Genomic DNA, 13,498 nt, shown 5'->3' on the forward strand with positions numbered 1-13,498 from the left:
AGAACTAATATGACCTTAAGTAATATATTTAGCCCATTATCTTTTTTCAAAAGTGCGTTTAATTCGAATCTATTCTCAAACAAAGATAAGAGAAATGGTTTAAACAAAAACACAACCTTAAAAGGTAGTAAACAAGGTCAAGTATTCTTGATTGGTGGCGGCTGTGGTGATGCTGAATTACTTACCATGAAAGCACATCGAATAATCCAATCTGCAGACGTAATTATGGTTGACTGGCTGGTTAATCCTGACTTGTATGAGTACTTTCCTAAGCACGCAAAAGTTGAGTTTGTTGGTAAAAAGTGTGGCAAGCATAGTATGCATCAAGATGAAATATGTAAAGTGATGCTAGCCCATGCACAAGCTGGTAATACCGTGGTGCGATTGAAAGGTGGTGACCCCAGTATTTTTGGTCGTTTAGCTGAAGAAACACAAATATTAACTAATCATAATATTCCGTTCGCGATAATACCTGGTATTACCGCAGCCAGTGGCTGTGCAGCCTATGCGGGTATTCCGTTAACACATCGTGATTGCGCACAATCGGTGCGTTTTGTTACCGCCTCACTTAAAGATAAAGACGCAGAAGCTAATTGGCGTAACATTGCTAATGAAAAAGACACCTTAGTTTTTTATATGGGCTTAAGTAAAGTAGCCGAAATTAGCCAACGCTTAATTAAGTTTGGTATGCGTGAAACTCTGCCTATCGCCATAATAGATCAAGGCACATTAGCTGAACAGCTCGTTTGTTGCAGCGATTTAAATAATATTGAAACAGATATGAAATTTTATGACTTTAAAGGTCCTGCGCTAATTATTGTTGGTGAAGTGGTTAATAAACGTCAACAAATAAACTCCGTTATGCTGCAACAAACCCAATCGCTAATAACTAAGTAATTTTAATTACTCTAATATATATTGATTTAATTTCTATTAATCGCGATAAATCATTGCAGTTTACCCTACAAAGATTATAAATTATTAACTATACGAGTTAATTATTTTAATTGAAGGAAGCGGCATGAAAGATAAATCAGACATAGGGCTAGTTGGTTTAGCTGTTATGGGGGAGAACTTGGTTCTTAATATGGAATCTAAAGGCTTTACTGTTACAGCGTATAATCGTAGCTATGCGAAGGTTGAAAACTTTTTACAAGGTCGTGCTGCTGGTAAAAATATCCGAGGTGCAAATAGCATCGAATCTTTAGTTGAGTCACTGGCTAAACCTCGTAAAATCATGCTAATGGTTAAAGCTGGGCAACCTGTTGATGACTTTATCGAACAACTCATTCCTCATTTAGACGCTGGCGATATTATTATCGATGGTGGTAATACTCATTTCCCAGATTCAAATCGTCGAACTCAGTACTTAGAAAGTAAAGGTTTATTGTATATAGGCACGGGTGTATCAGGTGGTGAAGAAGGTGCATTAAAAGGTCCTTCAATTATGCCTGGTGGTTCAAAAGCGGCATGGCCTGCAGTAAAAGATATCTTCCAATCAATTTCAGCAAAAGTTGATAATGAGCAAGGTGAAGCGGTTGTTCCATGTTGTGATTGGGTCGGTGATGCTGGTGCCGGACATTTTGTAAAAATGGTACATAACGGTATCGAATACGGCGATATGCAATTAATTTGTGAAGCATATCAATTAATGAAGCATGTACTTGGCTTAAACGCAGATGAAATTCATCAAGTATTTGCCGATTGGAATAAGACCGAACTCGACAGTTATTTAATTGAGATCACTCGCGATATCTTCGCTTATAAAGATGAAGATGGTGAGCCTTTAGTTGAAAAAATTCTTGATACCGCGGGACAAAAAGGTACAGGTAAATGGACTGGCGTAACTGCGCTTGATTTAGGTGTGCCTTTAACCTTAATTGCGGACTCAGTTTTTGCTCGCTGTATATCAGCTCAAAAAGAACAGCGTGTTGCTGCATCTAAGGTGATATCTGGTCCAGGCATAACGTTTACTGGCGATAAAGCTGAGTTTATCGAAAACTTACGTCAAGCATTATTAGCCGCTAAAATGGTGTCATATGCTCAAGGCTATGTATTAATGCAAGAAGCAGCCAAAGAGTTTAAATGGGAACTCAATTATGGCGGTATTGCTTTAATGTGGCGTGGCGGTTGTATTATTCGCTCAGCATTTTTAGGTAACATTAAAGATGCTTATGACGCTGACCCAGAGTTATCTAATTTATTATTTGCCCCATATTTTCAAGACACTGTGGTTAATGCGCAAGAAGGTTGGCGCAAAGTAATTTGTACTGCAGTAACTAACGGTATTGCAGTACCATGTTTAAGTTCGGCACTTACTTATTTTGACGGCTTTAGAACGGCAAGATTACCTGCTAACTTACTGCAAGCACAACGAGACTACTTTGGTGCTCATACTTATGAGCGAGTTGATAAGCCAAGAGGTGAATTTTTCCACACCAACTGGACAGGAAGAGGTGGCGATACTGCTTCTACCACTTATAACGTTTAAATAAGTGTATAACTAATTCAATGCCCCTATAGGTTTAATTATCTATAGGGGCTTTTTTTATAAACTACTGCACAAGGGAAGTGTTAGCTTTATAAAATGGTTTGATATTTATTTCACTTGGTATTATTTGACAGAGTAAATATTTCGTAAAGCCTCTATTAACTCACCAACAGTTTGTTAGATAATAAAACTTGGCCGAATTATGATTTAAATTCCTCAAAAGAAAGGATTGAACAACGCAATGCATCTTATGTTAAGAGTTTTCTGCTCTGTTTTTTTATTGTGCTCGTGCAGTATCCAGACCAAAAAACTAGATGTAACCCCAGATATCGAAAGCTCGTTCATTGATGAAGGTCAAGTTGAGCTAGCTAGCAATTGGTGGGCGGCTTTCAATGATGACAAATTAAATGAATTAATTGAACTTGGCTTAAAAAATAATCAGTCTTTAACTTCAAGCTTAGCTAGAGTAAAAAGTGCCTCTGCAGGCTTAACCGTAAGTCAGTCAGATAAATATCCTGATCTAAATTTAAGTGCCACAAGCAGAAACGACTTTGATGACTTTGATCGAGCAGAAAGCGCATCACTAGGGCTAACATCTTCATGGGAGTTAGACTTATGGGGGCGTATTGCATCTTTAGAACAAAGAGCTGTTTGGGATGTTGTAGCAAAGCAAGCTCTTTACAAAGCAAGAGCTAATGCAGTTGCTGGTTCTATTGCCAAAGCTTGGTTTGGTTGGATAGCTGCTACAGATAAACAAAGATTATTTGCTGATCAATACAAGCGCACTAACTCAGCGTTAAAAGTTATCAATCGTCGTTTTGCCTTGGGTAAAAATTCAATTACAGATATTTGGCAACAACAAAGATTATTAGAATCTATTGTCGCGCAACAAGCTGTAAATGATGCCCGCTTAGCAATTTTTACTAAGCAATTGGCATTATGGGTAGGTGTTAAATCCTCACAATTGCCAGAGCTAACTCAGTCATCACTACCGACAGTGCCGCCCCTACCAAGTATGGGTTTACCATTAAGTACTCTACAATATCGTCCTGATATCCAAGAAGCCTATGCTCAGCTACAAGCATCTAATGCTGCTATGGCTGCAGCGGTTACTGATAGATTTCCACGTATTACATTGCGAGCAAGTTATTCAACTAATAAAACTAACGTACAAGACTTGTTTGACGATTGGAGTGGCTCGCTAATATCGTCATTGGTTTTGCCTTTATTTGATGCGGGCGCTAAAAAAGCGGTAGTAAAACAAAGAGAGTATGCTTTAGAGGCGAGTTTTGCTGATTACAAACAAACTTGGTTAGATGCTATTTATGCGGTGGAGTCATCATTAATTACCGAACAACAACTCGCTAAAGTTGCTAGTAATATTGATTTACAAATGACCCTGGCGAAAAAATCAGAACGAGTTATATCGTCAAAATATTTAAACGGTAAAGCCAGTTACTTAACCTTATTAAAAGCGCAAGAAACCAGTCTTAACCTTGAGCGACAAGTCGTTGATGCCCAAAAAGAATTAATAAATAACCGAGTAAGTTTGTATCGTGAATTAAGTCATGGCAATTTTACTTTGCTAACTAATGAAGAAGCGCAAGAGTCGATAGATTTTTCTGCTAAAACAATAATCGATGAAAATACCTAATGAATAAATTTAATTCCCTACTAATAAAGTCGATCCCTTTAGTGTTGGTTCTCATCAGCATCCCTTTGGCATTTTTCCTTTTAGATTCCGGTAAAATCGAAAAACCAGCATGGAAAAAAGACAATAAAAAAAGACAACGTATTGTTCGCGTGATTGAATTAACAAAAGGCTCTGTTACCCCTACATGGAACTCGTCAGGTCTAGTTAAAGCTAACGAAGCCGTTAATATCTTAGCGCAAGTCTCAGGTAAAATTTCCGAAGTAAACCCTAGAGCTAAACCCGGCGCTTTATTAGAAAAGGGTTCTTGGTTAGCAAAAGTTGATGACACCGATTACACCTTAGCTTTACGAACTCAACAAAGTCAGCTTGTTCAGGCGCAGGCAAGTTTAGAGCTAGAGCGCGGCGATCAAATACTAGCAAAAGAAGAGTTAGCTTTATTAGAAGACATTGACCCTGAAAGTTTAGAAACTACACTGGTGTTGCGCGAGCCGCAATTACTAATGGCGCAAGCAAAATTAGATATTGCCAAAACTAATGTTGAAAAGGCCGAGGTTGCATTACAACGTACTAATATAGAGATGCCTTTTAAAGGAAAAATCGTTAGTAAGTCAGTAGGGCGAGGCAGCAGAGTAGGGCAAAATAGTAATTTATTTGAAGTGGTTAATGTTGATACGTTTTGGGTTGAGGTAAAAATACCTCGTACTTTCCTAGCTATGTTTGATAGCAGCAAAGATGCCATTTTAACGCAACCTAAACTTTGGGGTGAAGGCGTTAGCCGCACAGCTAAGTTTGTTTCTGTACTGCCCGAATTAGATGCTCGAGATCGACAAGTCAAAGTTCTACTTGCCATTGACAACCCGTTATCATTAGATCAAAACAATACTATTGATAGCAATAATCCTCCGATTTTTATTAATGACTTTTTAAGTATAGAGTTGCAAGGCAAAGCAATTAACGATGCGTGGGTTGTTAAAAGTAACTTGTTACAAGCGGATAATTCTATTTGGGTCGTTGATAGCAATAACACAATGCAAAAACGAGCTGTTGATGTGTTATATAAAGGGCGTGACTTTGTTTACATTAAAGCTGACTTTAGTGCAGGGGACAGAGCACTTAGCGAAAAGCCAGGTATTGCAAGTGAAGGTTTAGTGGTTAAGCCAATAAACATAAATAAGCCAAGAAAAGCTCAGGCTTTAGCTCTAGATGAAAATGATAAGTCTGATAAAAGACAGCAAAAACGCCTTGAAAGAGGTAAGTTGTAATGAGCTTTAATCCGATGACATGGATGATCCGCCATGGTATTGCCCCTAACTTATTAATGTTTGCTTTGCTATTTGGTGGCTTAGTTATGTCGGTGGTTATTCGCAAAGAATATATGCCCGAAACAACCCTAGATAGTATTTCTGTACGAGTAAGTTATCCAGGTGCTTCACCAAGTGAAATGGAAAATTCTATTGCTGTACCAATCGAAGATTCACTTGATAGTTTATCGGGCATTCGCAGTATCCGCACCACTATTTTCTCTGGTTGGGTTCGAATACAAGGTGAGCTTGAAGCTGGAGCCGATGCCCAACAAGTTTATCAAGATGCCCAGCAAGCGGTTAACCGTATATCATCTTTTCCATCTGGTATGGAGCGACCTAAAGTCGATTTGGGTAAACGAATTATTGATGTAATGGAAATCGTTGTTCATGCTGATTTGGATAAATTTAGTGTTAAAAGGGTAGCGGAACAAATACGCGATCGTATCTTACAGTCACCTTATATCTCGCAAGTAAAACTAAGTGGTATTCCACGTGAAGAAATTCATGTTGAGATCCCACAAAGTACACTGCAAGCCTATAACTTAACGCTAACGCAAGTTTCATCAAAAATTAAACGCGGTGTTATTGAACAATCGGCAGGAAAAATTAAAGCTGACAATGGCGACATAATCTTATCTGTTGATGAACGTACTTATTGGGCTGATGAATTAGCACAAATGCCACTGCTATCGTCTGAGCAGGGTGATCAATTACTGCTTGGGGATATAGCAACGGTAAGTGAAGGTTTTGCCGATGAGCGTTACTTAGTTACCTACGATAAACAGTTATCTGCTCGCATAAATATTTATCGTGTTGGCGATCAAAGCCCTAGTGATATAGCCGACTCTGTAAAAGAAATGTGGCCAGAGCTCGAAGCTATGCTGCCACCTAATGCAGGTCTTTCAATTGTTGATGATGACGCAACCAACTATCAAAAACGCTTAGGACTATTACTAAATAACGCCTTTATGGGGTTATTACTTGTGCTTATCTTAATGAGTTTGTTTTTAGAATTTAGATTAGCTTTTTGGGTAGTAGCCGGTATTCCTAGCGCTTTCTTAGGCGCTATTTTATTAATGCCAAGTTTCGATGTTTCTATCAATATGGTATCTATGTTTGGCTTTATTATTGCCCTCGGTATTGTTGTTGATGATGCCATCATTGCCGGCGAAAATATTTATGCGCACATGGAAGAGGGCATGTCTTATTCAGATGCAGCAATTTTAGGAGCCAAAGAAGTTGCTAAACCATTAACCTTTGCCATCTTAACCAACATTGTTGCCTTCCTACCTTTACTCTTACTTCCTGGGTTTATGAAACTACTCTTTGGCGCAATCCCCGTGGTGGTTGTACTTTGTTTTATTGTCTCTTGGGTGGAAGCGTTATTTATATTGCCGTCGCACCTTGCCAATATAAAAAAGAAAGAGCCAAATGTTGTTACGGCTAAATTTAAAGCGTTGCAAAGGCGATGTGATAAGGGCTTGCAAAGCCTAATTACTAATTACTACACGCCACTTTTAAAGAAATGTTTAGCGTGGCCAAGCTTAACCCTAGCTATTGCTATTTTATGTTTTGTCTTAGTTCTTTCCTACGCTTTTAGTGGCAAGATGGGCTTTGGCTTATACCCTAAAATGGATGGTCGTTGGGTTAAAGCAAGCTTTGAAATATCAGAAAGCGAACCTCTTGCCGAGGCAATTAAATTGCGCGATATTTTAGAGCGAAGTAGCCAAACTATGCTTAAAGAAAACAATGCCGAAGACATTTTAGTAAGCACTCGTAGCTTGATCACTGATACTGGTGTTGAGGTGAGTTTATTACTTGTTGAAAGTGAAGAGCGTGATGTCAGCACTGAAGAGGTTCGCCAGTGGTGGCGTGAAAGCTCAAAAGAGTTGCATAAAAAAGGTAAGTTGCGATTTAGTGGTGCTCGTCGTGGTAGCAGTGCCGTGGCGGCAACTTCCGTGACGATAGAGTTACGCCACAGTGATGCTGATGTGTTACTCGCGGCATCACAAGATGCGGCATTATTTTTCGAAGGTATTGATAATGTAGTCGCCACCGTTAATTCGATGGAAGAAGGCAAACCCGAGTGGAAATTAAAACTCAATGAAAATGGTCGTTCACTAGGGCTAGATGCTGCTGATTTAGCTGCGCAAATGCGCGCTTCTTTATATGGAGCAAGAGCGCAAAGACAACACCGTTTAAGAAATGAAGTAACCACACTAGTGCGCTTACCAAGAGAAGAGCGTGAAGTGGCGAATGACATTGAAAGCTTGTTAATTCAAACCAAAGGAGGCGGTTATGCTCCTTTAGGGAGTGTTGCCACTATTGAAAAAGTATTAGCTCCTTCTCGAATCAATAGACGTAAAGGTCAACGTATTGAAACCGTTGGCGCGGAAGTTTTACCTGAAGAGGCTATTCCATCGGTAACTCAAGCGGTTAAAGGCCATTTAGTGGCTGAATTAGAGGGGCGCTACCCTGGTTTAACTATTCACTTTGGTGGTAATCAAGAACAAATTGCCGAAAGTGTTTCAAGCTTGGAATTAGGCACCGGTTTTGCGCTAGCTGCTATCTATATTTTGTTAGCCATTGCCTTTAAAAGTTATGCGCAACCATTACTCATTATGGCGGTTATACCGTTTGGCGCAATAGGGGCTATTTTAGGTCATATGTTCCTAGGCCTTAGCTTGAGTGTGGTTAGTCTTATGGGGATGTTAGCTTTAGCTGGGGTGGTAGTGAATGACAGTTTGATTTTAGTTGAATATGCTAATAAGAAAACTGCGCAAGGAGTTAATGCTTTACAGGCAATAATTCTTGCTTGTCAGCGTCGTTTTCGACCTATCATCTTAACCACGTTAACAACCTTTGGCGGATTAGCTCCTATGGTGTTTGAAACATCAAGGCAGGCACAATTTGTTGTGCCAATGGCTGTATCGTTAGGATTTGGTATCTTATTTACCACTTTTGTATGTTTGCTAGTATTACCTTCTTTATACATAGTGTTTAATAAAGATAATCAACTAGCCACTGATAACAAAAATAGTACTGAATCAGAAGCAATTTCTATGGTATAAATAATTATTGCTGAACAGCCATAATGCCAACTCAATTGGCATTTAATATATGACTATAGAACCTAACACGCTTCCTATTAATACCATTAAGCAGCCTTTATTGGCTGCTATTGAAAATGACACTCCAGCGATCATCCTTTGTGCACCTCCTGGTGCCGGTAAATCAACAAATTTACCGCTGTGGTTATTGCAATCTGAGCGCTTTGCGTCGCAAAAGATCATTATGCTTCAACCTCGTCGAATTGCTGCTAAGTCGGTAGCAACACGCCTTGCTCAGCAACTTGGTGAGAAAGTCGGTGAAACGGTGGGTTATAGAATGCGTAACGATACTCGTGTTTCAACAAACACTCGTTTAGAGGTTGTCACTGAAGGGATATTAACTCGCCTTATTCAAAATGATAATGAACTCAGTGATGTTGGCTTAATTATATTTGATGAGTTCCATGAGCGTTCTATTCATGCCGATTTAGCCTTTGCTTTATCACTCGATATTCAACAAGGCTTGCGTGATGACTTACAATTATTATTAATGTCGGCCACATTAGATAATGATTACCTAACTAAGTTTTTACCAAGCGCAGTTTCCCTTGCTTGTGAAGGTCGAACTTTTCCAATTGAAATATCCTATAGTGCGCCAAGCAATGATCGTAATTGGCGTAACAATGCTATTAATGTGATCCGCAAAAATGCGTTAAGTGAGCAAGGTTCAATTTTAGTATTTTTACCTGGCACAGCGGATATTCGCTTTGTCTATAATGCTTTAATTGAACAGCTACCAAATGAAGTCGACTTATTTGCCTTATATGGTGACTTAGATATTAAACAGCAACAACAAGCTATAGCGCCTTCTACAGCAGGGCGAAGAAAGATCGTACTAGCGACAAATATTGCAGAAACCTCACTGACTATCGATGGTATATCTATGGTAATTGATAGTGGTTATGAAAAAGTTGCTCGCTTTAACCAAGACAGTTTAATAAATGAATTAAGCCAACAAAAAATATCAAAAGCTTCTGCTGTGCAAAGAGCCGGTCGAGCTGGTCGTATGCAAGCAGGTAAATGTATACGTTTATATGCTAATGATGACTTTCAGCGTCGAAGTGAACACAGTGCTAGTGAAATTAGCCAAGCAGACTTACTACCTATGACTATCGATGTAGCAAACTGGGGGGTAAGTAAATTTTCACAATTAAATTTTCTAGAACTGCCAGCTAAAGCAAGTGAAGTTCATAACTGGCAAACTCTGCAAGCATTAGATGTGGTTAATCAGCAAAATCGTTTAACTAAACATGGCAGCTTAGTTGCAAACTTTCCTTGCCATCCAAGATTTGCTCATATGCTAATTAAGGCTCTTGAGTTAGTAGAGCAACATCAGCATTCAATACATGCTTTGTCGCTAGCGTGTTTAATGGCGGCTTTATTAGAAGAACGCGATATTTTTAAACGAGAGCAGGCCGAAGGTAATTGCGATATCAGAAGTCGTTTATATCAATTAGCGCAAAATAAAAATAAGGCTAGAGGAATTGAAGCTCGTATTATATTACAAGCAACTAGCTTAGCTAAGAAATTGATTGCTGTGAGTCGCAGCTCTAATTTAAAAAGCTTTAAACTTAGCTTGAATGATAACGATTGGCCAATGACTAGCTCTGGCTTGCTATTAGCATTTGCCTACCCTGAAAGAATCGCCATAACCCGTAACAAAGTTGGTAGTTATTTATGCACCAATGGCAAGGGAGCAGAGCTTGCTGAAAATGATAAATTAAATGGTGAACCTTACTTAGTTTGTGCTCAGTTACACAGTTATCAAAATAAACTTAATATTACTTTAGCTGCGCCAACGTCTGAGGCTGAAATTTATCAGCACTTTGCAGATCATATACAAGAAAGTGATGTACTTAAATATGATGAAAAACAGCAAAAAATCACCAGTGAAAAGCAAACTCGACTTTTTAGCTTAGTACTCAATCGAGAAATAAGTAATGCGGTAATCAACAGTGAAACCTTGACCCAGTTATGGTGTGACTTTATTCGTCAAAAAGGTTTGAACGCCTTAAAGTTTGATGACAAAGTGGTTAATTTTATTAAGCGTGTGCGATGGTTAAATCAATATTTTCCTGGGTTAGACTTACCTGATTTTTCTGAAAAATCTTTGCTGGCGCAACTAGAGGTTTGGCTGGCGCCTTATGTTATATCCATTAAAAAATTAACGGCTGTACAAAAGCTTAATTTTAGCGAAATTCTCAATAACTATTTAGATTTTGAGCAGCGAAAAATTGTCAAACTATGGGCTCCTAAAGTTTATGTATCGCCACTTGGTCGTGAGTTTGTTTATCAATATAGTGACCAACCTCAACCTAAGTTGGCTTTACCTATGCAACAAGTGTATGGTTTAACTAAGTCTCCCTATGTTGCAAATGGACAAGTTGCTGTACTATTAGAGCTACTTTCTCCTGCAAAACGGCCAATTCAGGTGACACAAGACTTGGCTAGATTTTGGCAAGGCAGTTATAAAGATGTACAAAAAGATATGAAGGCTAACTATCCAAGACATTTTTGGCCAGACGAGCCTGCAAACGCTAAACCAACTAATAAAACAAAAAAATATATGCGCAATGACTAAAACTAAAACAGCAAAATCGAAAGCAATAAAACAGAAAGGCTTTACTAAAGGTAAAGTAAAAAATACTAAAGTTAAGCAAGGCTTTAGTCGTTGGTTGATTGTAACTGCAATTAAATTATCGATTATTTTTGTCGCTCTTATTAGTTTGTATAGCATTTACCTTGACGGCAAAGTTAGGCAAACGTTTGAAGGCCAACGTTGGCAAATACCTGCGCAAGTTTATGCCAATATCCCTGTAATTAATGCAGATAAGCCAATTAATTTGGCCAAAGTTGAAAGTGAACTAATCCATCTTAATTATCAACGAGTTACCAGAGTCACATCGCCTGGTCAGTTTTCACGCCAAGGTTCTAAAGTTACTATTTTTAGACGAGAGTTTGATTTTGGTTATGGCTTACAAGAGCCAGCATTAATTAGCATTGAACAAAAAAACGGTGAAGTTTATCGTTTAACAGAAAATAGCGAAGTTAAGCATAGTGTTAAATTAGAGCCCATTTTAATTGACCGCATTCTTTCTGCCGATGCAGAAGACCGTGTGTTCTTATCATTAGAGCAGGTACCACAACAGTTAATTGATACATTACTCTTGATTGAAGACCGTGATTTTTATAGCCATCATGGTATTTCACCTACAGGTATTCTTAGAGCTTTCTGGAAAAACATGCTTGCTGGCGCAACTGTGCAAGGTGGCAGTACGTTAACCCAGCAACTTGCCAAAAACATGTATTTGAATCGTCAAAAAACGATTTGGCGTAAAGTCAACGAAGCTTTAATCTCAGTTATTTTAGAGCTCCGCTATTCCAAAGATCAACTACTAGAAGCTTATATCAATGAGGTTTATTTAGGCCAACATTATGCCAATGGTATTTATGGCTTTGGTTTGGCTTCGCAGTTTTATTTCGGTAAACCGTTAAGTGAGCTCGATGATGCTCAAATTGCTTTATTGATCGCACAGGTTAAAGGCCCTTCATATTATGATCCTTGGCGTAAACCTGAACGCGCCAGTGAACGTCGTGATTTAATTTTACGTGTGATGTTTGAAAATCACACCTTAACTAAAAACAGTTATTTAAATGCAATTGAGCAGCCATTAAGTATTCGTAGTGAACGCCGCTTCGCTAAGCAATCTTATCCTGCCTATATGCAGTTAGTTCGCCGCGAACTTAAAGATATTGGTGCGGGTAATGCACTGCAATCAGGGATTAAAGTCTTTACTGGTTTTGATCTTGTCCGCCAACAAAATGCCGAGCAAGCAGTAATCGAGCAATTAGCGCAACTTGAAAAAAGCAAAGATAGCTCAGAATTACAAACCGCTGTAATTGTTAGTGATATACGCACAGGACAAATTCAAGCGGTTGTTGGTGGTAAAGAGGTAAAATATTCAGGTTTTAACCGTGCATTAGATGCCAAACGACCTATTGGCTCATTGATTAAGCCTGTTATTTATCTAACCGCTTTAGAGCGCTATCAGCAGTATAACTTAGCGACCCCATTGGCTGATGAACCTATTTCATTAAAAAGCTCTACAGGTAAGCGTTGGCAGCCTAAAAATTATGATGGTAAATACCGAGGCCATGTACCTTTAATTGACGGTTTAGTTAAATCTTTAAATATTCCAACCGTTAACTTAGGTTTAAAACTTGGCCTTGCCGATGTTGCCGATACTCTGCATACATTAGGCTATCAAGGTAAAGTCAAAAAAGTACCAAGTATGCTGCTTGGCTCAACCAACATGTCAGCCTTTGAAGTAAACCAGTGGTATAACACTATCGCTAATTCAGGTATTTATAACCGTGCCTTAGCGATAAATAAAGTAGTCTCTGGTGATGGCGAAACCCTTTGGCAGCGAGAAAATGTAGTTGATGCAAGGCTATCATCACAAGGTGCCTATTTAATTGATTATGCACTAACTAAAGTGACATCAGAAGGTACGGCAAAATCATTAGCTTGGAAATTCCCAGAGCAACTGCTTGCTGGTAAAACAGGTACTAGTAACGACTTACGTGATTCGTGGTTTGTTGGTTACGATCAAGAAAGTGTAGTGACCACGTGGATAGGCCGAGATGACAATAAATCAACAGGGTTAACGGGCAGTAGTGGCGCATTGACATTGTTTGCCAACTACCTGAAAAAACAAGGCAGTCATAGTCGCTATGACTTTATGCCTGATGGTGTAGAGTTTGCCACGTTTGAACTTGCTACAGGTAACGCTGTAACAGATGAATGTGCGAAAGTTGCCCAATACCCAGCAGTTACGGAAGGTATCTTTTTCTCAACTGAATGTTTGGAGAAGAAACCTGAACCACCTTCATGGTTAGAAAGGTTGTTTGGCTTAGGCGATGATTAAGGACCTATCGC

At 38.9% G+C, this 13,498-nt stretch carries 7 protein-coding genes; all 7 read left to right on the top strand.

The features are described from left to right. Positions 1-9: 9 nt before the first annotated feature. The 7 genes from cobA to mrcB all read left to right on the top strand — a co-directional run bounded on the left by cobA (position 10) and on the right by mrcB (position 13,487). Positions 10-897 carry a uroporphyrinogen-III C-methyltransferase gene (gene cobA, locus FNN08_RS14110; RefSeq protein WP_143586908.1) on the top strand — a complete coding sequence of 296 codons (888 nt, stop codon included), beginning with the start codon at positions 10-12 and terminating at the stop codon, positions 895-897. Between the two features lie 124 nt (positions 898-1,021). Then, positions 1,022-2,491, top strand: coding sequence for a decarboxylating NADP(+)-dependent phosphogluconate dehydrogenase (gene gnd, locus FNN08_RS14115; protein ID WP_143586910.1), 1,470 nt, complete (start codon positions 1,022-1,024; stop codon positions 2,489-2,491). Between the two features lie 241 nt (positions 2,492-2,732). Next, complete coding sequence (locus tag FNN08_RS14120) at positions 2,733-4,145, top strand: TolC family protein (RefSeq protein ID WP_143586912.1); 1,413 nt, start codon at positions 2,733-2,735, stop codon at positions 4,143-4,145. Continuing rightward, entirely contained in the window at positions 4,145-5,407 is a 1,263-nt protein-coding gene (locus tag FNN08_RS14125) for an efflux RND transporter periplasmic adaptor subunit (protein WP_143586914.1), read from the top strand. The genes FNN08_RS14120 and FNN08_RS14125 overlap by 1 nt, the downstream gene beginning before the upstream one ends. Then, the gene (locus FNN08_RS14130) at positions 5,407-8,520 is read left to right on the top strand and encodes an efflux RND transporter permease subunit (protein WP_143586916.1); all 3,114 of its coding nucleotides are present in this window, start codon (positions 5,407-5,409) and stop codon (positions 8,518-8,520) included. The genes FNN08_RS14125 and FNN08_RS14130 overlap by 1 nt, the downstream gene beginning before the upstream one ends. A 49-nt stretch (positions 8,521-8,569) precedes the next feature. Then, positions 8,570-11,140, top strand: coding sequence for an ATP-dependent helicase HrpB (hrpB, locus tag FNN08_RS14135; RefSeq protein ID WP_143586918.1), 2,571 nt, complete (start codon positions 8,570-8,572; stop codon positions 11,138-11,140). Next, entirely contained in the window at positions 11,133-13,487 is a 2,355-nt protein-coding gene (mrcB, locus tag FNN08_RS14140) for a penicillin-binding protein 1B (protein ID WP_143586920.1), read from the top strand. The genes hrpB and mrcB overlap by 8 nt, the downstream gene beginning before the upstream one ends. Positions 13,488-13,498: the final 11 nt, after the last annotated feature.

The organism is Thalassomonas sp. M1454 (genome assembly GCF_007097525.1).
Lineage (GTDB): Bacteria > Pseudomonadota > Gammaproteobacteria > Enterobacterales > Alteromonadaceae > Thalassotalea_A.